The organism is Afipia sp. P52-10 (assembly GCF_000516555.1).
In the GTDB taxonomy this organism is placed as follows: domain Bacteria; phylum Pseudomonadota; class Alphaproteobacteria; order Rhizobiales; family Xanthobacteraceae; genus P52-10.
This window is the reverse complement of the sequence record NZ_AZSJ01000003.1, coordinates 1,471,009-1,490,393: the sequence shown is the minus strand read 5'-3', so window position 1 is coordinate 1,490,393 and position 19,385 is coordinate 1,471,009. Positions and strand designations below refer to the sequence as shown.

The 19,385-nt window shown below is 65.0% G+C and carries 20 protein-coding genes and 1 tRNA gene; 9 read left to right on the top strand and 12 right to left on the bottom strand.

What is annotated here, in order from left to right; translation table 11 throughout:
* The first annotated feature begins 3 nt into the window (after window positions 1–3).
* Window positions 4–837 (top strand): endonuclease III, encoded by an 834-nt coding sequence (gene nth, locus X566_RS08375; RefSeq protein WP_051443956.1) that lies wholly within the window; start codon window positions 4–6, stop codon window positions 835–837.
* 51 nt (window positions 838–888) lie between these two features.
* On the opposite strand, the gene X566_RS08370 is transcribed toward nth, so the two are convergent.
* Together X566_RS08370 and X566_RS08365 are read right to left on the bottom strand one after the other, a co-directional pair.
* Window positions 889–1,638, bottom strand: a complete 750-nt coding sequence (locus X566_RS08370) for a sulfate transporter family protein (protein ID WP_034465182.1) — start codon at window positions 1,636–1,638, stop codon at window positions 889–891.
* Between the two features lie 105 nt (window positions 1,639–1,743).
* On the bottom strand, window positions 1,744–2,724 hold the full coding sequence (locus X566_RS08365; RefSeq protein ID WP_034465180.1) for a YiiX/YebB-like N1pC/P60 family cysteine hydrolase: 981 nt from the start codon (window positions 2,722–2,724) through the stop codon (window positions 1,744–1,746).
* A gap of 230 nt (window positions 2,725–2,954) precedes the next feature.
* Here X566_RS08365 and X566_RS08360 point away from each other — a divergent pair, with 230 nt between their 5' ends.
* Window positions 2,955–4,364, top strand: coding sequence for an NAD(P)/FAD-dependent oxidoreductase (locus X566_RS08360; protein ID WP_034465178.1), 1,410 nt, complete (start codon window positions 2,955–2,957; stop codon window positions 4,362–4,364).
* Here X566_RS08360 and X566_RS08355 read toward each other — a convergent pair whose 3' ends face one another.
* The 3 genes from X566_RS08355 to pheS are packed head-to-tail and all read right to left on the bottom strand — an operon-like array spanning window position 4,365 to window position 8,666.
* Complete coding sequence (locus tag X566_RS08355) at window positions 4,365–5,135, bottom strand: sulfite exporter TauE/SafE family protein (protein ID WP_034465177.1); 771 nt, start codon at window positions 5,133–5,135, stop codon at window positions 4,365–4,367.
* Window positions 5,132–7,537: a phenylalanine--tRNA ligase subunit beta gene (gene pheT / locus X566_RS08350; protein ID WP_034465176.1), complete on the bottom strand. Its 2,406-nt coding sequence runs from the start codon at window positions 7,535–7,537 to the stop codon at window positions 5,132–5,134. The genes X566_RS08355 and pheT overlap by 4 nt, the downstream gene beginning before the upstream one ends.
* A gap of 46 nt (window positions 7,538–7,583) precedes the next feature.
* Entirely contained in the window at window positions 7,584–8,666 is a 1,083-nt protein-coding gene (pheS, locus tag X566_RS08345) for a phenylalanine--tRNA ligase subunit alpha (RefSeq protein ID WP_034465175.1), read from the bottom strand.
* Between the two features lie 151 nt (window positions 8,667–8,817).
* On the opposite strand from pheS, the gene X566_RS08340 reads away from it, so the two are divergent.
* On the top strand, window positions 8,818–9,246 hold the full coding sequence (locus tag X566_RS08340; RefSeq protein WP_034465173.1) for a hypothetical protein: 429 nt from the start codon (window positions 8,818–8,820) through the stop codon (window positions 9,244–9,246).
* 107 nt (window positions 9,247–9,353) lie between these two features.
* On the opposite strand, the gene rplT is transcribed toward X566_RS08340, so the two are convergent.
* The 3 genes from rplT to infC form a co-directional block, all read right to left on the bottom strand.
* Window positions 9,354–9,719, bottom strand: coding sequence for a 50S ribosomal protein L20 (rplT, locus tag X566_RS08335; RefSeq protein WP_034465171.1), 366 nt, complete (start codon window positions 9,717–9,719; stop codon window positions 9,354–9,356).
* A 69-nt stretch (window positions 9,720–9,788) separates the two neighbouring features.
* Entirely contained in the window at window positions 9,789–9,989 is a 201-nt protein-coding gene (rpmI, locus tag X566_RS08330) for a 50S ribosomal protein L35 (protein ID WP_034465169.1), read from the bottom strand.
* Window positions 9,990–10,353: 364 nt separating this feature from the next.
* Window positions 10,354–10,893, bottom strand: coding sequence for a translation initiation factor IF-3 (gene infC / locus X566_RS08325; RefSeq protein ID WP_081740103.1), 540 nt, complete (start codon window positions 10,891–10,893; stop codon window positions 10,354–10,356).
* A 201-nt stretch (window positions 10,894–11,094) separates the two neighbouring features.
* Here infC and X566_RS08320 point away from each other — a divergent pair, with 201 nt between their 5' ends.
* Window positions 11,095–11,874 carry a carboxylesterase gene (locus X566_RS08320; RefSeq protein ID WP_034465165.1) on the top strand — a complete coding sequence of 260 codons (780 nt, stop codon included), beginning with the start codon at window positions 11,095–11,097 and terminating at the stop codon, window positions 11,872–11,874.
* 241 nt (window positions 11,875–12,115) lie between these two features.
* Window positions 12,116–12,340 carry a hypothetical protein gene (locus X566_RS24630; RefSeq protein ID WP_152539822.1) on the top strand — a complete coding sequence of 75 codons (225 nt, stop codon included), beginning with the start codon at window positions 12,116–12,118 and terminating at the stop codon, window positions 12,338–12,340.
* 107 nt (window positions 12,341–12,447) lie between these two features.
* Here X566_RS24630 and X566_RS08310 read toward each other — a convergent pair whose 3' ends face one another.
* The 3 genes from X566_RS08310 to X566_RS08300 all read right to left on the bottom strand — a co-directional run bounded on the left by X566_RS08310 (window position 12,448) and on the right by X566_RS08300 (window position 15,231).
* On the bottom strand, window positions 12,448–13,266 hold the full coding sequence (locus tag X566_RS08310) for an acyl-CoA thioesterase domain-containing protein (RefSeq protein WP_051443955.1): 819 nt from the start codon (window positions 13,264–13,266) through the stop codon (window positions 12,448–12,450).
* 88 nt (window positions 13,267–13,354) lie between these two features.
* Complete coding sequence (gene queG / locus X566_RS08305) at window positions 13,355–14,590, bottom strand: tRNA epoxyqueuosine(34) reductase QueG (RefSeq protein ID WP_034465160.1); 1,236 nt, start codon at window positions 14,588–14,590, stop codon at window positions 13,355–13,357.
* Complete coding sequence (locus tag X566_RS08300) at window positions 14,539–15,231, bottom strand: glutathione S-transferase family protein (RefSeq protein ID WP_034465158.1); 693 nt, start codon at window positions 15,229–15,231, stop codon at window positions 14,539–14,541. The genes queG and X566_RS08300 overlap by 52 nt, the downstream gene beginning before the upstream one ends.
* Before the next feature lie 329 nt (window positions 15,232–15,560).
* Between X566_RS08300 and X566_RS08295 the strand changes: the two genes are divergently transcribed.
* On the top strand, window positions 15,561–16,367 hold the full coding sequence (locus X566_RS08295; protein WP_034465156.1) for an undecaprenyl-diphosphate phosphatase: 807 nt from the start codon (window positions 15,561–15,563) through the stop codon (window positions 16,365–16,367).
* A gap of 47 nt (window positions 16,368–16,414) precedes the next feature.
* On the opposite strand, the gene X566_RS08290 is transcribed toward X566_RS08295, so the two are convergent.
* Window positions 16,415–17,380: a complex I NDUFA9 subunit family protein gene (locus tag X566_RS08290; protein WP_034465154.1), complete on the bottom strand. Its 966-nt coding sequence runs from the start codon at window positions 17,378–17,380 to the stop codon at window positions 16,415–16,417.
* A gap of 179 nt (window positions 17,381–17,559) precedes the next feature.
* On the opposite strand from X566_RS08290, the gene X566_RS08285 reads away from it, so the two are divergent.
* The 3 genes from X566_RS08285 to lptC all read left to right on the top strand — a co-directional run bounded on the left by X566_RS08285 (window position 17,560) and on the right by lptC (window position 19,377).
* Window positions 17,560–17,644, top strand: a tRNA-Leu gene (locus tag X566_RS08285).
* A gap of 247 nt (window positions 17,645–17,891) precedes the next feature.
* Window positions 17,892–18,506: a ribonuclease D gene (locus X566_RS08280; protein ID WP_034465152.1), complete on the top strand. Its 615-nt coding sequence runs from the start codon at window positions 17,892–17,894 to the stop codon at window positions 18,504–18,506.
* A gap of 196 nt (window positions 18,507–18,702) precedes the next feature.
* Entirely contained in the window at window positions 18,703–19,377 is a 675-nt protein-coding gene (lptC, locus tag X566_RS08275; protein WP_034465151.1) for an LPS export ABC transporter periplasmic protein LptC, read from the top strand.
* Window positions 19,378–19,385: the final 8 nt, after the last annotated feature.

The window sequence follows — 19,385 nt, the reverse complement described above, 5'->3', positions numbered from 1 at the left end:
GACATGGCCAAAAACACGACGTCAGCCGCGCCCCAAGCAGCGACCAGGGCGAAACCCCGCTCTGCAAAAACGATGGTACGCCCGGCCGCAAAGGCCATCAAGGCGAGCACGGTCAAGGTCAAGTCGAAGAGCGCCGCCAAGGCCAGCTCGGCCAAGGCCAAAGTGAAGGTGCCCAAGCTCAAATCGCCTGCCCTCAAGCCTTGGACGCCGGAAGAGGTGACCGAAGCCTTCCGACGTTTCCAGAAGGCTAATCCGGAGCCACGCGGCGAACTCGAGCACCTCAATCCGTACACGTTGCTGGTCGCGGTGGCGCTGTCGGCTCAGGCGACCGACGCGGGCGTGAATAAGGCGACGCGCAATCTGTTTCCGGTCGCCGACACGCCGCAGAAGATGCTCGATCTCGGCGAGGAGAAGCTGCGCGATTACATCAAGACCATTGGCCTGTATCGCAACAAGGCGAAGAACGTCATCGCGCTGTCGGAGAAGCTGATCAACGAATTCGGCGGCGAGGTGCCGCGCTCGCGCGAGGCGCTGGAGTCATTGCCCGGTGTCGGCCGCAAGACCGCCAACGTCGTGCTGAACATGGCCTATGGCGAGCGCACCATGGCGGTCGATACGCATGTCTTTCGCGTCGGCAATCGCACCGGGCTGGCGCCGGGCAAGACGCCGCTGGAGGTGGAGCTTGGCCTCGAGCGGGTGATCCCGCAGGAGTTCATGCTGCATGCGCATCACTGGCTGATCCTGCACGGGCGCTACACCTGCCTCGCGCGCAAGCCACGCTGCGAGGTGTGCATCATCAACGATCTCTGCCGTTGGCCGGAGAAGACCACGGTCTGACGTTCTGGCCCGCGCGCGTCCTCATCGAGGGAGGCGAAAGGACGCTGGCGTTCAAGCCGCTGCCGGCGGCAGCTTCGAAGGCTCGAGCAGCTCCGGGCTTGGACCCGACAGCCTCTTGTACATGTGAACCATGAAGGCCGTGCCGAACAGCGGCGTCGCCAGGTTGACGATCGGAATCGAGACGAACGCGGCGATGACGCAGCCGGCGGTGAACACGGTGGCCGCGTGCTCCTTGCGGAAAGCGCGTGCGTCTTCCGGTGAGCGTGAGCGCATCGCCACCAGCAGGAAGTATTCGCGGCCGAGCAGGTAGGCGGCGACGATGAAGAACACGATCACGCCGAGGCCCGCGACGAAGAAGAACGGCAAGGCGATCAGATACAGGCCCGCTGCCAAGAGAGCCGTCTTGACGCCCTCGTACAAAGCCCGGGTCAGCGGCATAGCCGTGCCCGGCTTGTCGGCGGGATAGTGCACGCGCTCGACCTCGTCGGCGACGTCATCGACGAAGATGCTGGCCACGAGCGCGGTCACGGCCGGCATCAGGAACACGGCGCCGACGACGATGCCGAGCGCGGCCGCGATCGAAACGATCCAGGCGAGGATGTTGAGCGGCGTCTCGAAGCCCGGCCCGAGCATGGTCTCGGCCCACAACTCGCCGGAGGTGGCGAACCAGCTGAGCAGCCGTTGCAGGCCAATCGCGACCACCGCGATCAGGCCGATCGCAAGCGCGATCGAGCGCCACAGGATGCGGCGCATCGGTGGCGACAGGATTTGCGACAGCGCCTTGACGGCTGCGTCGAGCATGGCGTGGACCTCCTCGGGGCAAACCTGCGCAGAGGTAGCCACGCCGGGGATCGCCCGCAAGTGGTTCGGCGTGCCCGGGGGGCGAGAGGCGAAGGGAGGCTGGCCTCAGCCGGCGAGTTGCAGCATCCGGTTGCGTGCCGCCACGCTCTCGGCGCGCCGCGCATGAGCGCGCAGCCGGGCGATCAGCGGAACTGCCGTCAAACCAGTGTTTGCCGGGGCGGTGTCGACTTCTGCAAAAGCGGCTTTCTGCGCCGCCTCGTCAGCCGTCTCAGGGACCAGCGGCGGCGTTTCGTGCGCGGATGGAAACGGATCGGAGGTGCCCGCCACCTCCTCGAGCGGCTTCGGTTTGTCGGCCCAGTGCAGGGCCGTGTAGTCGAATCCTTCCTCGATGGTCGGCTTGACCACCGCGAAATAGGGCGAGATGTCGAAGTCGCGCGGCATGTAGAGCGACGAGTCGCGGATGTGCAGGATCGCGCGGCGGGCCTTGCGGCTGCCGGCGAGCGTCACCTTCGGCAGGATCGGATAGCGCACGGCTTCGAACGCCTGCGCGATCAACGCCGAACAGATGATGCGGGTCGGATCGCCGGAGCCCATGGCGATCATCTGTCGTCGCCACTTCTGCGGAATCGGCAGCGGAATGAGGTAGCGCATCAGATCGACGATGTTCTTGGTATCGTAGCCGAAGCCGACGCGGTTGATCGCGTAGCGGCAGACCGTGTCGCGATCCTCGAACGACAGGCCGACGGGCCGGCAGATCCGGGTGTGATAGCGAAAGTATTTCGACAGCGGCGCGGTGACGACGCCTTCGCCGATGTTGGCCTCGATCATCACATGCGGCTCGCCGTCCGGCTCGAACGCGCCGTCGATCGGTCCGACATAGAGCGCCGCATGCGACCAGGTGGACTGGGTGAGGTATTTGATGACGCCGGAGATGCGGTTGTTGCCCTCGACCAGCAGAACGTCGGCGGGCTGAATGACATGGCGCAGGTGTTCCGGGTCGCTCGGGGTGAACGGTTCGAAGCCGATAGCCTCGTGCTGAAGGTATCGGGCGATCAGTTTTCCGACCGTGTCGAGCATCAAGCCCATGACCGTTTCCCCTTGCGGCTCATCCCGGCCGCATCGTCTCCCTGAGGTTGACCATCGTCGCCAAAAGCATTTTCAATTTGGTTCATGCATGAGGCTGTCCGAATAAGCAAACGTTCACCACAATGCGTTGCCGGTTTCTGTGCGGTAGGACACGTTCGCGCGATGTTCCGCTGCGCGCGTCGGTTTAACCACTTCTTTGGGTTGCTTCGAAAAGTCCCGGAAACCATCAGATGACAATTTCACGCCGTGCGTTTCTGGCTCTGTCGGCGGCGATGGTGGCGCCAGCGGCGTTGCGTCCGGTGCCGGTCCATGCGGCGCCCGTGGCGTTGCCCCGCGAGACGGAGGTGGTGGTCGTCGGGGCAGGCGCAGCCGGCATAGCGGCCGCGCGACGGTTGCAGGCTGCAGGCCGTAAAGTTGTCGTGATCGAAGCCTCCGGCCGGCTCGGCGGCCGCTGCTGGACCGATACTGAAACCTTCGGCGTGCCGTTCGATCGCGGCGCCCGCTGGCTGTTCTCCCAAAGCAGCAATCCGGTGGCGAAGCTGGCGCGCTCGGTCGGAATCGACGTCTATGCGGCCCCGCAGGCGCCGAAGGTCAGGATCGGCCAGCGCAACGCCCGCGCCGGCGAAACCGAGGATTTGCTCGCGACCATGGTGCGCGCCAAACGCGCCATCGCCGATCCCGCCCGCCGGGCGGACGTGGCGGCGCTGGATGCGATGCCGAAGGATCTCGGCGAATGGACCAAGACGCTGGAGTTCACGCTCGGGCCCGCGGTGGTCTCGAAGGATCTGAACGAGGTGTCGGCATTCGATCTGGCGCGGCTGGAGCCGCGCGATGCCGGCGCGTTCTGCCGCCAGGGACTGGGCGTGCTGGTGGCGAAGCTCGGCGACGCCGTGCCGGTGGTGCTGAACGCGCCGGTGACGCGTATCGTCTGGTCCGGCCGTGAGCTCGCCGTGGAGACCGCCTCCGGCCGCGTGACCGCGCGTGCCATCATCGTCACCGCCTCGACCAACGTGCTGAATGCCGGAAAGATTCGCTTCGTGCCCGAGCTGCCGAAGCGCCAGCTCGATGCCCTCGGCAAGCTCGGCCTCGGCAGCTACGATCACATCGTGCTGGAACTGCCGGACAATCCACTCGGACTGCAGCGTGACGACATCGTCGCCGAGAAAAGCGACAGCGGCCAGACCGGCCTACTGTTGGCCAATATCGGCGGTTCATCGCTGTGCTCGGTCGATGTCGCAGGCAGCTTTGGCCGCGATCTCGCGGCCAAAGGCGAGGTGGCGATGGTCGCGTTCGCGGCCGACTGGCTGGGCAAGCTCTACGGCCGCGACATCAAGAACGCGATCAAGCGCGCGACGGTGACGCGTTGGAATGACGAGCCGTTCGTGCTCGGTGCGATGTCGGCGGCAGCGCCCGGCGCGCAGGGTGCGCGGAAGACTTTGGCCGAACCTCTCGGTGGGCTACTCTTTGCGGGTGAAGCCACTCACGAGACGTTGTGGGGCACGGTGGGCGGCGCGTGGGAATCCGGCGAGCGTGCAGCCGAAGCGGCGCTGCGGCGGATCGGTGCGCTGCGGCCGATTGCCGAGGAAAGGCCGCCCGCCCCGCGCCGGCCGAAGCGCAATACGGCGGATGGATTGCAGTGATCAGCGCAGCACCGAATCCAGCGCCGGCAGGCCGGCGACCGCAGCCAATGCGATCAGGCTGTAGCAGGTGCGGCGAAACAGCGTTTCGCTGGCGATGCCGAACAGCTGCGCGCCGATGAACAGCCCGAGCCCGTAGATCGGTCCGGTGAGCAGCGCGAGCTTGATGACGTCTGCGGTCAAGAGCCCGCCCGCGAGATAGCTGCCGACGGAAAAGACATCGGAGATCGCGAAGAACAGCACGATGTTGGCGCGCGCCACGGCGCTCGTGAGCGGCTGGCCGAGCCAATAGGCGACGACCGGCGGTCCGCCGGTTTGCGCCAGTCCGCTGCAGAAGCCGGAGACGGCGCCGACGCTGGTGGTCGCGGCCGGATGCGCCCTGCCATGATAGCGCCAGCCGGTGATGAGGAGAGCCAGCAGCGCGAACACGAAGGCGGCGATGATCCAGCGCGTGGTCACCGGATCGAGCCGCGTCAGCGCGTAGGTACCGAGCGGCACGCCGACCGCGGCACCCGCGGCCATCAGCGCCACGGCATTGCGGTCCGCCTTGCGCCAGGCATTTGGGATCAGCGGTGCGGCGGCAAAGAAATCGATGATCAGCAGCAGCGGTGCCACCACCCGCGGATCGATCACGGCGCTTGCCAGCGGCATGAAGATCAGCGCCGAGCCGAAGCCTGAGAAACCGCGCGCGACGCTGGAGACGAAGCCTACAGCCATCAGGGCAAGCAGCGCCGTCGCGCTGATGCCCGATGGGAGGAGGCTATGCAGGGTCATCCCCGTAACGTGCCGCCGGTCTTCTTGGTGACTTCGGTGACGATCTTGGCGGCGACCGCGTCGATCTCCTGATCGGTCAACGTCTTCTCACGCGGCTGCAAGGTGACCGCGATCGCGATCGACTTCTTGTCCGGATCGATGCCCTTGCCTTCGTAGACATCGAATACGGTGACGCCGGTAATCAGCTTGCGGTCGGCGCTCTGGGCGAAGCGCACGATGTCGGCGGCCTTCACCTTGCGGTCGACGATGAAGGCAAAGTCGCGCGATACCGGCTGGAACGCCGAGAGTTCGAGCAACGGCTTCGCCCGCGTCGGCCGCGCCTTGGCGTCGGGGATGCGATCGAGAATCACCTCGAAGGCCACCAACGGCCCTTCGGCGCCGAGCGCCTCCAGCGTACGCGGATGCAGTTCGCCGAAATAGCCAAGAATGTTCTGCGGCCCCATCTGGATGGTGCCGGAACGACCCGGATGAAGCCACGCAGCACCGCCGGGGACGATCTGCAAGGCCTGCGCGGAGGCGCCGGCAGCCGTCAGCACGGTCAGCGCATCGGCCTTCGCGTCGAATGCGGTGACCTGGGCCGAGCCGGACCAGTACCGTCCGCTGCCGGCCGGCGCGGCGAGGCCGCGCCGCAGGCCGCTCGCTGCGGTGAACTGGTCCTCCGGCTTGTCGCCCTTGAAGATTTGCCCGACCTCGAACAGCGCGATGTCGCTGAAACTGCGATCCGCATTGCGCTGGCTGGCGGCGACCAGCCCTGGAATGAGGCTTGGGCGCATGTCGGACAGATCCGCCGCGATCGGGTTGGCGAGTGACAGCTCGTGCTGGCCGCCGCCGAACAGCTCGGCCTGCGGTTTGGAAACGAACGACCAGGTGATGGTCTCGACCAGGCCGCGCGCGGCGAGCGCGCGCTTGGCGCGGCGGGTGCGCAGCTGGATCGGCGTCAGCACCGGCTTTCGCGGTGCGTCGCCACGCTCGAACGGCGTCAGCGGCACGCGATCGACGCCGACGATGCGGACGATCTCCTCAACGATATCGGCCTTGCCGTGGACGTCGGCGCGCCACGAGGGGACCGCCACCTTCACCGTGCTGCCGTTGCCGGCGACGGCGAAGCCGAGGTGGCCGAGGATGCGGCGGATTTCCACCAGCGGCACCTCGATGCCAGCAAGGCGCTTCACCTCGTCCAGCGGGAAGTCGATGATGCGGTCATCGCCGAAGGTCTTGCCGACGACGACGGATTCGGACGGCGTACCGCCGCAGATCTCCAGCACCAGCTTGGTCGCGAGTTCGAGGCCCGGCACCATGAACGCTGGATCGACGCCGCGCTCGAAGCGATAGCGCGCATCGGAGTTGATGCCGAGCTTGCGGCCGGTGTGGGCGATGTTGATCTCGTTCCAGAGCGCGGATTCGATCAGCACGTCGGTCGTCGTCTCCGAGCAGCCGGATGCTTCGCCGCCCATGATGCCGGCGAGCGACTCGACGCCGTTGTCGTCGGCGATCACGCACATCGTCTCGTCGAGGGTATAGGTCTTGCCGTCCAGCGCCAGCAGCGTCTCGCCGGCGCGCGCGCGGCGCACCACCAGATTGCCCTTTACCTTCGCTGCGTCGAACACATGCAGTGGCCGGCCGCGGTCGAAGGTCATGAAGTTGGTGATGTCCACCAGCGCGTTGATCGAGCGCAGGCCGATCGCGGTGAGGCGCTTCTGCAGCCATTCCGGCGACGGGCCGTTCTTCACCCCGCGGACCAGCCGCAGCGCGAAGCCCGGACACAGCGTGTCGTCCTCGACCTTCACCTGCACAGGCGATGCGAACGCGCCCTTCACCGGCGCGATGGTCGGGTCCTTCAGCGTACCCATATCGGCGGCCGACAGGTCGCGGGCAATGCCGTGGATCGAGGTGCAGTCGGCGCGGTTCGGCGTCAGGTTGATCTCGATCACCGGGTCGCCGAGCTTCGCCCATTCGGTGTATTGCACGCCGACCGGCGCATCCTCCGGCAGCTCGATGATGCCGTCATGGTCATTGGAGAGTTCGAGCTCGGCGGCCGAGCACAGCATGCCGCGGCTCTCGACGCCACGAATGGTGCCGACGCCAAGCGTGATGTTCTTGCCCGGAATGAAGGTGCCAGGTGGCGAGAACACGCTTGTCAGGCCCGCCCGCGCGTTCGGCGCACCGCAGACCACCTGCACCGGCGCGCCCTCACCGGTGTCGACCATGCACACGCGCAGGCGGTCGGCATTCGGATGCTGCTCGGCGGAGATCACCTTGGCGATGGTGAAGGCGGAGAGAGCCTTCGCCTTGTCATCGATGTGTTCGACCTCGAGGCCGATCATCGTCAGCTTCGCGGCGAGCGCCTCCAGCGGCTCATCGGTGTCGAGGTGGTCTTTCAGCCAGGAGAGGGTGAACTTCATGACGCGTATTCCGGAAGCAGGAAGAGCTTGACGAGGGTGCAGGCAATCACGTGCTCAGTCCTCCCGCGAGCGTCGGCACTTCGAGCGGCTTGAAGCCGTAGTGATTGAGCCAGCGCACATCGCCTTCGAACATCTGCCGCAGGTCGGCGATGCCGTATTTCAGCATGGCGATGCGGTCGATGCCCATGCCCCAGGCGAAGCCTTGGTAGACGTCGGGATCGATGCCGCAGTTGCGCAGCACGTTCGGATGCACCATGCCGCAGCCGAGAATCTCCAGCCAGTCCTCGCCTTCGCCGAAGCGGATTTCGCCCTTGTCGCGGCGGCACTGGATGTCGACTTCCAGCGACGGCTCGGTGAACGGGAAGAACGACGGACGGAAGCGCATGGTGACGTTATCGACCTCGAAGAACGCCTTGCAGAATTCCGCCAGAATCCATTTCAGATGACCGAGGTGCGAGCCCTTGTCGATCACCAGACCTTCGACCTGGTGGAATTGCGGCGTGTGTGTCGCATCCGAGTCGATGCGGTAGGTGCGGCCCGGCGCGATGATGCGGATCGGTGGCTTCTGCGACAGCATCGCCCGCACCTGCACCGGTGACGTGTGCGTGCGCAGCAGGGGTCGCGAACCGTCCTGCTTCGGATGGAAGAAGAACGTGTCGTGCATGTCGCGCGCCGGATGGCCTTCCGGGAAGTTCAGCTTGGTGAAGTTGTTGTCATCGGTCTCGATGTCCGGACCTTCGGCGATGGCAAAGCCCATGTCGGCGAAGATCGCGGTGAGTTCGTCCATCACCTGGCTGAGCGGATGAATACGACCCTGCTCGGCCGGGCTTTCACGCACAGGCAGCGTGACGTCGATGGATTCGCTGGCGAGCCGCGCATCGAGAGCGGCCGACTTCAGCACCTCGCGCCGCGCATTCAGCGCCTCGGAGACCTTGTCCTTGACCGCGTTGATCGCCGCACCCTGCGCCTTGCGTTCGTCAGGCGCCATCTTGCCGAGCGTTGCCAGCAGCGCGGAGACCGAGCCCTTCTTGCCGAGCGCGCCGACGCGCACGGTTTCGAGGGCCGCTTCGTCAGCGGCGGCGGCGATAGATGCGAGAATCTCGGCTTCGAGCGTGGCGAGGTCGGACAAGGGGAAAATCCTTAGATTTCAAGGCGGCTGGTTGTCACCGCCCCGGCGCAGCAGGTCAAGGGGGAAACGCCGCCGGCCGAACCGGGGCGGCCATGCCGGCGACACAAGACAGACATTGTCGAGTGTCCCGGACCGGGCCTGGAGCGAAACCATGATGCTGCGCCTCGTGATCGCCCTGTCGTTGCTGACGGCCCTCATGTCCGGGCCGGTGGCGGCGGCAACCCGGCCGGAACGGGCCTGCCCGATCGCGCCGTTTCAGCTCGCGGCGGTCGAAGCGGCGATCAGGCGGACGCGCAGCTGCGATGCCGCCATGGCGATCTTCGATCGTTGCGGGGCGGGGACCAGCGCCGACCTTCATACCGGCGACATCGTGATCCGAAAATGCGAAGCGGCGTTTGCCGGACGGCTGCCGCCGGCGCAGATGCGCGCTTATGCCCGCGCGAAACACGTCTGCGCCGCCAAATACGTCCACGAGTCCGGCACGATGTATCGCTCGTTCGAGGCGTATTGCACGGCGCAGGCCGCCCATCGCATGGCGCGCCAGGCCTTAAAGGCGGCGCGCAGGCCCGCGCGACGATAGCCCCACAAAAGCATCAGGCCGCCCTCGCGGACGGCCTGTCATACCCGGAGCCCGTTCGAAACGGCCCGAAATCGGGCCGTCTGGCGGGCTGCCTCTCGTCTGGCCGGTCAGGCCGCCTTGGGCAGCGATGCCTTGGCCTTCTCGACGATCGCCTGGAATGCGGCAGGCTCGTGGATCGCGAGATCCGAGAGCACCTTGCGGTCCACGGTGATGCCGGACTTGGCGAGGCCGTCGATGAAGCGGCTGTAGGTCAGGCCGAACGGACGCACGGCGGCGTTCAGGCGCTGGATCCAGAGCGCGCGGAAGGTGCGCTTCTTCCGCTTGCGGTCGCGGAAGGCATATTGCTGAGCCTTGTCCACGGCCGCCTTGGCGGCGCGGATGGTGTTCTTGCGGCGGCCGTAGAAGCCCTTGGCGGCCTTGTAGACTTTCTTGTGCTTGGCGTGAGCGGTCACACCGCGTTTAACGCGAGCCATGACTGATCTCCTTCAAATGGTAAGCAATGAGGGGTTGAGACGCCACGCAACGCGTGGCCTTTCCTGCGATCAGTCGTTCGGCAAGAAATACTTCTTGATGTTGTCGCCGTCGGTCTTGAACAGCACATTGGTTCCGCGAAGCTGACGGATCTGCTTCGGCGTGCGCTTGATCATGCCGTGGCGCTTGCCACGCTGGGCGTACTTCACCTTGCCCGAGGCGGTCACTTTGAAGCGCTTTTTGGCGCCGGATTTGGTCTTCAGCTTGGGCATTTGGCTCTCCTATACCGACATGCGGACTCTCCCGCGAGCGGGCGTCCGGCCGGAAAATGCTCGTTAGAGCGTTGAAATTGCTCGATAATCCCTCGTATTCGAGGCTATCGGCGGGTTCGTCGCCACGGCAGCCCTTGATCAGCCGGGCGGCGAAGGTCGGCCTTATGACAGACGATGGGCAAAATGGCAACGCCGGAGCGCGGCAGACGGCCGGCGAAAGCTCAAGGACATGCCCCAAGGACATGTGGCTGCACATCAAGGCGAGGACCGGAATTAGCCGGCCACCGCCTGCGAATGTGAGGTTTCGGTCTGTTCGGCTACCGGACGTTGCGGCAGCATCGGCAGGTGGCGGAATGCCGGCGCGTTATTTCGGCGCCAGCACCATCACGACCTGACGCCCTTCGAAGCGGGCATCCTGTTCCACCTTGGCAAGTTCGGCGACGTCCGCCTTCACGCGGTCGAGCAGGCGCGTGCCGATTTCCTGGTGCGCCATTTCGCGGCCACGGTAACGCAAGGTGATCTTCACCTTGTCGCCTTCCTCGAAGAAGCGCTGCATCGCCTTCATCTTCACATCATAGTCGTGATCGTCGATCATCGGGCGGAGCTTGATCTCCTTGATCTCGACGGTCTTCTGACGCTTGCGCGCTTCGGCGGCTTTCTTCTGCGCGGAATACTTGAATTTCCCGTAGTCGAGAAACTTGCAAACCGGCGGATTGGAATTGGGGGCAATTTCAACGAGGTCGAAACCCGCCTCCGCAGCCATCTGAATAGCGGCCTGCGTCTTGACGGTTCCGAGGTTCGCTCCGTTCTGGTCGATCAACTGAATTTCGAGGTTGCGGATTTCCTCGTTGACGCGCGGCCCATCTTTCTGAACGGGGGTTGGCGCTCTGTTAGGACGACGAATGGGTATGGTCTCCGTATTGTTGAAGAAGGCTCTAGTCTGAAGGATTCAACCGATAACGGCAAGCTCGCAATCGGTCGCGCCATCGAAACACTCAAATGCTTTGAGAGCTTTTGCGTTCCGGTCACATAGAGATAGAACCGCAGTTCCGCAAGCGTCGCGCCATGGCGCGGCCGACACCGACGAGACCCGGATGACAGCACGATGAACGCCGCCAGCGAGCCGGATGTGACTTTTATCGAGGTGGGCCAGGGCATTGGCGCCAGGCGTATTGCCGCGCGCGTCCGCAATGGCCGCGGCCCAGGGGTGTTCTGGCTGTCCGGCTTCAACTCGGACATGAACGGGACCAAGGCGCAGGCGGTCGATGCATGGGCGGAGGCGAAGGGGCGCGCCTGCGTGCGGTTCGATTATTCCGGCCATGGTCTGTCGGAGGGAGCGTTCGCAGACGGCACGATCGGGCGCTGGCTTGAGGAGAGCCTGGCCGTGTTCGATCGCTTCTGCGACGGACCGCAGATCGTGATCGGCTCGTCGATGGGCGGCTGGATCGCATTGCTGCTCGCGCGCGAAATGGTGCGGCGGCAGGGTGCGAAGGCGCCGCTCGCCGGGCTGGTGTTGATCGCGCCGGCGCCGGACTTCACCGAAGAGCTGATGTGGAAGCAGTTCTCGTCGGAGATCCGCGCCGAGATCGAGACCACGGGGCAATGGATGCGGCCGTCGGCCTATGGCGATCCCTATCCGATCACGCGTGCGTTGATCGAAGACGGCCGCAAGCATCTCGTGCTCGACAGTTCGATCGCGGTCGGCTGTCCGGTTCGGATTCTGCAGGGCGCGCAGGATGCGGACGTGCCATGGCAGCATGCGTTTGCGTTGACCTCGCAGCTGCCGAGCGACGACGTGGTGCTGAGTCTGATCCAGGATGGCGATCATCGCCTGTCGCGGCCGCAGGATATCGCCCGGCTGATCGCGGCGGTCGAGGAGTTCTGAAGCCCGATCCGATCGGAGCCAATCGGTCGGGGTGTCCTCACAGAACCTGCCTCGCGTGTGGTTCGGATTGTCCTGCCCAAGATCGGATGGACGATCGTTCACGATCAGTCGTTGAAAGTTGATCGTTCGGACGCTGGTCGCGGGCGCACCGAATGCCGACTTGATCGTTGTGGGCTGCGCCGGGTGCGATTGTGATCGCGATCGCATCCGGCGTGGCATGTCAACGATAAGGAAACCATCGATGAAAACCCTCGCTCTTGCGACGGCTTTTGCCGCCGTTCTTGCCGGTCCTGCTCTCGCCAAATCCGCCGACGTGCAGCACCTCCGTCACCATCATGTGAATGCGACGATGACGGACCCGATCGGCGTCTATGCGAATCCGGCGACGGAAGTCGGACGCGATCCCGATCCGGCCATTCGCGTTGAGCTGCTGAACGAATATTACGATATGAACGCCGGCGGCTGAGGTCGCCTGTTTGCCGGTTGAGTGATCAAGCTGATTGATGAAGAAGCCCGCCGAGGTGACCCGGCGGGCTTCTTCATGCGCGTTGATGGACTCCGGCGAGCCTTGGGTTACTTCGCCATCGCCGGCGTTTTGGCGGCGGACGTGGATTGCGTGGTCGTCATCCGCTGTGCCAGCGCCGTGACGCTCGCATTGCCGATCGCGCCCTTCTCGTCGTGGATGCGGCATTCGGCGATCGCAACGCCATCCGTCGCGCCGTGATCGATCACCTCGTAGCCGATCCACTCGGTCACTGGCATCCGATGCATGTAGACGGTGACGTCGCTGTTGATGTAGCGCAATCCCTGATCGCCGGCATTGGCGAACGGGCTTGCGAAGTCGGCCGAAAGCGCGACGCGCGTGAATGGCGACAGCGGCACGCCGCCGACCACTTCGCGAATGTCGCTCATCCAGAGTTTGCGCGGGCCCAAGGTGCCCATCGCCCCTTCGATCGGCCGCACGCTCCACATGCCGTTCATGCCGGTGCGCGGGTCGGTCGGCGGTGGAATGTCCTTCGGCAGCGGAGCCTGCCATGGCGGCGGCGTCCACACCTGGCCCGGCGGATTTTCGGTCTTCAGCAGCAACTGCGAGGTCGCCCGCGCCATGCTGATGCCGTTGGAGAAGAACTCCGCGTCGATCACCTTGATGCGCTTGCCGTCACGCACGACCCGCGTCTGGACCTCGACCGGCGAGAAGTCCGGCAGTCGGTACATATCGACCGTGAGCCGTGTCGGCATATAGGCGGCGCTGCCGTGGCGGCGTTCGATCTCCTGACCGAGCAGCCCGATAACGATGCGCCCGTGCATCGATTTCGGGTCCCAGGGGCTGCGGCCGGCGGAGGTGGGGATGAAGCGGTCACCGTCTGCGGTGAAGAAGGGTTCGTTGCTCATGGCCGCGGACCTTGCTGGAAGGTCCGCGAAAAATCCAGCGCCGGCAGCGTCAATTCGCCGGCCGGCGCCATGCGCGGAGCGCGGCCCCCTATGACGAAGCTTCTTGCGGCAGGGTCCACTCCTCGCGCACGCTCGCATCCGTCTCGCGGTCGAGATGGACCAAGGCCAATGCTGCAAACGCCTCGTGCGACAGCAGCCGCGACAGGGCCCAGGCCGCGGCGCCGCGCACCAGGGGGCTTTCATCGTCCGCCAGCCGGCGCGCGTCCGCAGCGAGTCGGACATCGCCGGAGTTGCCGATCGCGATCAGCACGTTGCGGATGAAGCGGTTGCGGCCGACACGTTTGACCGGCGATTTCGTGAACAGCGCGCGGAATTGCGCATCATCGAGCCGGGCGAGCTCGGCAAGCGGCGGCGCGCGCAGCGCTTCGCGGGCGGCGAGCTTCGCCTCGCGTCCCTGCGCGGCGAACTTATTCCAGGGGCAAACGGCCAGGCAGTCGTCGCAGCCGTAGATGTGGTTGCCTATCGCTTCACGGAATTCGCGGGCGATCGGGCCTTTGTGCTCGATCGTGAGATAGGAAATGCAGCGCCGGGCGTCGAGCCGGTAGGGCGAGGGGAATGCGGCGGTCGGGCAGGCATCGAGGCAGGCGCGGCACGATCCGCAATGGTCGCGATCCTTCGTGTCGCGCGGCAGCGCGAGGGTGGTGAAGATCGAGCCGAGGAACAGCCATGAGCCGAATGCGCGCGAGACCAGGTTGGTGTGCTTGCCCTGCCAGCCGAGTCCGGCGGCCTGCGCCAGCGGCTTTTCCATCACAGCGGCGGTGTCGATGAACACCTTCACGTCGCCGCCGGCTTTGCTGACGATCCAGCGCGCCAGTGCCTTCAGCCGGCTTTTGATGACGTCATGATAGTCGTCGCCGCGCGCATAGGTCGAGATCGCGCCGCGGTCGCGCTGCTGCAGGATCTGCAGCGGGTCCTCGTCCGGACCGTAGTTGACGCCGAGCATGATGACGGAGCGCACGTCGCTCCAGAGCGTGCGCGGATCGGCGCGCCGTTCGGGGGCGTTGGCGAGCCACGCCATCTCACCATGGGCGCCTTCGCGCAGGAAATCCTGCAGACGCGGCAAGGCTTCGGGAATGGCGTCGGGCGCGACGATGCCGATGGCATCGAAGCCATGGGTGCGTGCTTCGCGCGCGATCGCGTCGCGGAGGGAGTCCGGTTGAAGCGGAGACCGATCGGAACGCCCGTCGTCAGCGTCCCGGCATGTGCTCGCGTTCAGAAGTCGAGATCCACGTAGGTCGGCGATGCCGGCACGCCCGCCAGCCACTCCGCCAGCAGCGGGCGGAACGAGGGGCGCGACTTGATGCGCGCGTACCACGCCTTTGCGGTCTCGTCTTCGCTCCATGGCACATCGCCCAGATAGTCGATCGCTGACAGGTGCGCGGCGGCGGCGAGGTCGGCGTAGGTGAGCCGCTCGCCGGCGAGGAAGTTGCGGGTTCCCACCAGCCAGCCGATGTACTGCAGATGATAGCGGATATTGGTCTTGGCGGCGCGGATCAATTCCATGTTCGGCGGGCCGCCGCCGTCGCTGGCGCTCATGAAACGCTTGTAGATCCGCTCGGTGACCAGGGGGTTGGAAACCTCCTCGTAGAACTTCTCGTTGAACCAGTTCATCAGCCGCCGCACCTCGATGCGGTCGTTGATGTCCTGCATCATCAGGCGGCCATCGCCCATCTCATGGCCGAGCGTCTCGTCCAGGAACTCGACGATGACCGACGCGCCGGGGATCGCCGGTGCGCCATCGGTCACCAGGACAGGCGTGGTTCCCGCCGGGTTCAAGGTCAGGAATTCCTGTCGCCGCAGCCAGACCCGCTCCTCCACCAGTTGAATCTCGACACCGTGTTCGGCGGTGGCGAGGCGGATGAAACGTGAGTGGGGGCAGAAGGAGTGATGAAACAGGGTGAGCATGAGCACCTGATAGAGCCGCGAAGCAGAGATTCCGATGCGTGACGGTTCGGAATTCCTTCGCTTGGCCGCGAATCTCCGAGGAAACGTCCGAACCTGACCACACAAAGGTAAAGATTGTGACCGCCTGGTGTCCTTGATCGAAATTGACGATCGGTCGGCGCGATCCGCGAAGGAACGAGCGTCAGAGTCGTGACGTCGGCGTCGGGCCAACCTACCGATTGGTGCGCCCGTGGCAACCCGCGGCGGCCAGTTTTTCCCGTTGCGGCAGGGGTGCGAATAGGTCACAACGGCGCGCCCCCCTCCTCGTACAGTTCCGGACCCGCGATTCCATGACGTTCGATCTCATCAAGGCATTCGTTCTGGGCGTGGTGGAGGGGCTGACCGAATTCATTCCGGTTTCATCCACCGGGCACCTGCTGCTGATCGAGCGGTTCTTCGGCTTCGACGACGATGCATTCGGCAAGACCTTCGTCGTGCTGATCCAGCTCGGCGCGATCCTTGCGATCCTGTCGGTCTACTTTCTGCGTCTGTGGCGCATCGCGGTCGGCATGTTCTCCGATCCCGCCGCGCGCCGTTTCGTGATCGGCGTGCTGATCGCATTCCTGCCCGCCGCGGTCATCGGCGCCGCGGCCGGCAGCTTCATCAAAGGCACGCTGTTCAATCCGTGGGTGGTCTGCTTCACGCTGATCGTCGGCGGTGCCATCCTGCTGTGGGTCGATCAGCTCGAGCTGAAGCCGCGGTTCCATGATGCCACCGCCTTCCCGTTGTCGATGTATCTCGGCATCGGTATCGCCCAGTGTCTTGCGATGATCCCTGGCGTCTCGCGCTCGGGCGCGACGATCGTCGCGTCGATGCTGTTCGGCTCGGACAAGCGATCGGCTGCGGAGTTCTCGTTCTTTCTCGCCATGCCGACGATGGCCGGCGCGTTCGCCTACGACCTGTACAAGAACTATGCGCTGATGACCTCGGACAACCTGATCGTGGTCACGGTCGGATTCGTCACCGCCTTCTTAGCGGCGCTGATCGTGGTGCGCAGCCTGCTCGACTACGTATCGAGCAAGGGCTTCACCCTGTTCGCCTGGTGGCGGGTGATCGTCGGTACGCTGGGGCTGATCGGGCTCGCGCTCGGCTACTGATCCGATCGCAGCGGATCAGGGATGGGACGCGCTCGCCGCCGTCCTGCTCAGGTCGCGTTGGTGCGGAACTGGCCGGTGCGGCGGAAGCGCCAGAGGTAGGACGGCGCAATGTGCGACAGCGCGTCCGGCGTGATGCCGAGGCCCTGCAGCGTCAGTCCGGCATCCTTGGCGGTTTGCGACACGACGTTGTCGCTGCGCAGCAGCTCGACCTGGTCCGGCGTCAGCTTGAGCGGGCCTGGGGCGAACTGCAGGAACGCGGCCTTCAGCTTCGCCAGCCCGAACGGCACCGGCACCAGCAGGCGTCGGCGCTCGATGATCGTGAGTACGAGTTCCTGCACCTCGCGCATCGTCAGCACGTCCGGGCCGCCGAGTTCATAGGTGGCACCGCTCTGGGCCTTGCCTTCGACAGCATCTGCAAGCGCCTGGGCGACATTACCGACGAACACCGGCTGCAGCTTGGTCTCGCCGCCGATTAGCGGCAGCAGGGGAAGCGCCCGCGCCAGCGCGGCGAAGCGGTTGACGAACTGATCTTCGGGGCCGAACACCACGGACGGGCGGAAAACGGTGGCCGAGGGGACCGCGCTGAACGCGGCCTTCTCGCCGGCAGCCTTGGTTCGCGCATAGCCCGATTCGGAGGTCTCGTCGGCGCCGATCGCCGAGACGTGGACGAGCCGCGCACCCTCGGCGGCTGCGGCCTGCGCGACCACGGCTGCGCCTTCCGCCTGCACGGCGTCGAAGGTCTGGGCCCCGCTTTCCGCCAGGACGCCGACCAGGTTGACCACGATCTTGGCGTCGCGGGTGGCGGCGGCCACGGAGTCCGGATAGCGCAGGTTGGCCTGGACCGGCATGATCTGGCCGACCCGGCCGAGCGGCTGCAGATGGCCTGCGAGGTCCGGCCGGCGCACGCCGACGCGGATCCGGAAATCCCGTTTCGCCAGCGCGCGAATCAGATGCCGCCCGATGAAGCCCGATCCGCCAAAGACCGTGACGAGGGTGTCGATATTGGACGGCATTCTCTCAAAGCTCCCAGTCCAAGCGCCGCGTCGCCGCGGGCCGTTTCTGACTGCCCCGCGATACGCCAAAGGGGGATTTCTGTACAGCGGATTTCGCCGCCCCGGGTGGCCGTTGCCGGCAGTTTGGCGCTCCCGGCGGTTGACAAAGCGAAAGGCGAACCTCTATGTGTCGCCCCGTTGCCCAGGTGGCGGAATTGGTAGACGCGCTGGTTTCAGGTACCAGTGGTGCAAGCCGTGAAGGTTCGAGTCCTTTCCTGGGCACCATCATCCTCAAATCCTTGAGTATGCTGGCTGCTTTCTCGTTATCGTGCCGCAAGGACTGGCGCGGACGCCATGCGTGCGGTTCGGATGCCGTCGAGCCCGGAGGTTTTGCGCGCAAAGCATTCGGACTCGCGCAGGCCTGAGCGCGCCGACGGGTTTTCCCGCCGCAGGACAGCCTCTCGCCTCGTTAAGGATTGGGGGTTAGGTTCGAAACCGATTCGGCCCTGAAGCTTTGAGGATATCGCGGCCCATGACCATTCGCCTGCACCGTGGCGATCTTCCCGATCTCGCGCGCTACACGGATTCGGTGGCGATCGATACCGAGACCATGGGGCTGAACCCGCATCGCGACCGGCTCTGCGTGGTGCAGCTGTCGAACGGCGATGGTTCCGCCGATGTGGTGCAGATTCCTGCAGGCCCCGTCAACGCGCCCAATCTCAAGGCGTTGCTCGGCAATCCGGCGGTCACCAAGATCTTTCACTTCGCGCGGTTCGACCTCGCTGTCCTCTACCATACGCTTGGAGTGATGCCGCAGCCGGTCTACTGCACCAAGATCGCCTCGCGCCTGACGCGCACCTACACCGATCGCCATGGGCTGAAGGATCTCGTGTCCGAGTTGCTCAACGTCAACCTGTCGAAGCAACAGCAGTCGAGCGACTGGGGCGCCGAGACGCTGAGCGAGGCGCAGATCGCCTATGCGGCATCCGACGTGCTGCATCTGCATGCGCTGCGCGCGCAGCTCGACGCGATGCTGGTCCGGGCCGGCCGGACCGAGCTCGCGGCCGCCTGCTTCTCGTTCCTGCCGACGCGGGCGAAGCTCGATCTTGCCGGGTGGAGCGAAGAGGATATCTTCGCCCATTCTTAAGCGGGATGGTCCGGCAGCGATGATTGAGCGCGGTCCACCGCCCTGTTTCGGACACAGTGAATTGGTCCCTAACGAACTACTGGTAAGGGTGCTAAATCTATCGCCCGCAGACGTGGGGTGCGGCAGCGGGATTGGGGCTACGACAGCCCGATTTCGGCTTATAATGATGCTTTATCCTCCTTTCTCGGAGTAACCGGTGCATTCGGTTCAGGATCCGGTCTATCTGGCGGAGCTGGAAGGGCGCTTTGCGGCCGCCGCTAGGCATTCCCGGTTCGTTCGGTTCCTGCGCAAAGCCGTTCCGGCCGCGATCGCCGTCTCGCTGTGTGTGATCGTCGGCATCTCCGTGTTCAACCCGTTCCGCATGCTGGCCAACCTGCCGATCGACGTCGGCAACATCGTCGTCTCCGGCACCAAGATCACGATGCAGGCGCCGCAGATGGCTGGCTTCACGCCGGATCGCCGGCCGTACGAAGTGACTGCGCGAACCGCCGTGCAGGACGTCACCAATCCGAACAACGTCGAACTTGAAACGCTGAAGGCGAAGATCGAAATGGAGGACAAGTCGATCGTATTGATGGACGCGCGCCGCGGCTTCCTCAAGAACCGCGAGCAGCTGCTCGATCTCTATGACGACGTCTTCTTGAAGTCCGCCACCTATGAGGCCCGGCTGACGGAAGCGACGGTGGACATGGGAAAGGGGACTGTGGTGTCGGACAAGCCGGTGGCGGTGAAGATGCTGGAAGGCACGCTCGATGCGCAGCGTCTTGAGATCACCGGCCGCGGCGAGGTGATGACGTTCTATGGCGGCGTGACGATGCATCTGAAGCCGCTCGACAATTCTGCCGGCCAGCAACCCGCGACGAAACGGTAAGCTGAGCC

Bases quoted from the DNA above. Each gene is read 5' to 3' on its own strand.
- X566_RS08310 (WP_051443955.1), bottom strand. From the start codon at position 13,266: ATGAGCAACGAACCCTTCTTCACCGCAGACGGTGACCGCTTCATCCCC.
- X566_RS24630 (WP_152539822.1), top strand. From the start codon at position 12,116: ATGAAAACCCTCGCTCTTGCGACGGCTTTTGCCGCCGTTCTTGCCGGT.
- X566_RS08340 (WP_034465173.1), top strand. From the start codon at position 8,818: ATGATGCTGCGCCTCGTGATCGCCCTGTCGTTGCTGACGGCCCTCATG.
- rpmI (WP_034465169.1), bottom strand. From the start codon at position 9,989: ATGCCCAAGCTGAAGACCAAATCCGGCGCCAAAAAGCGCTTCAAAGTG.
- X566_RS08280 (WP_034465152.1), top strand. From the start codon at position 17,892: ATGACCATTCGCCTGCACCGTGGCGATCTTCCCGATCTCGCGCGCTAC.
- pheT (WP_034465176.1), bottom strand. From the start codon at position 7,537: ATGAAGTTCACCCTCTCCTGGCTGAAAGACCACCTCGACACCGATGAG.
- nth (WP_051443956.1), top strand. From the start codon at position 4: ATGGCCAAAAACACGACGTCAGCCGCGCCCCAAGCAGCGACCAGGGCG.
- X566_RS08320 (WP_034465165.1), top strand. From the start codon at position 11,095: ATGAACGCCGCCAGCGAGCCGGATGTGACTTTTATCGAGGTGGGCCAG.
- X566_RS08290 (WP_034465154.1), bottom strand. From the start codon at position 17,380: ATGCCGTCCAATATCGACACCCTCGTCACGGTCTTTGGCGGATCGGGC.
- X566_RS08355 (WP_034465177.1), bottom strand. From the start codon at position 5,135: ATGACCCTGCATAGCCTCCTCCCATCGGGCATCAGCGCGACGGCGCTG.
- X566_RS08370 (WP_034465182.1), bottom strand. From the start codon at position 1,638: ATGCTCGACGCAGCCGTCAAGGCGCTGTCGCAAATCCTGTCGCCACCG.
- X566_RS08295 (WP_034465156.1), top strand. From the start codon at position 15,561: ATGACGTTCGATCTCATCAAGGCATTCGTTCTGGGCGTGGTGGAGGGG.
- X566_RS08300 (WP_034465158.1), bottom strand. From the start codon at position 15,231: ATGCTCACCCTGTTTCATCACTCCTTCTGCCCCCACTCACGTTTCATC.
- X566_RS08360 (WP_034465178.1), top strand. From the start codon at position 2,955: ATGACAATTTCACGCCGTGCGTTTCTGGCTCTGTCGGCGGCGATGGTG.
- rplT (WP_034465171.1), bottom strand. From the start codon at position 9,719: ATGGCTCGCGTTAAACGCGGTGTGACCGCTCACGCCAAGCACAAGAAA.
- X566_RS08365 (WP_034465180.1), bottom strand. From the start codon at position 2,724: ATGGGCTTGATGCTCGACACGGTCGGAAAACTGATCGCCCGATACCTT.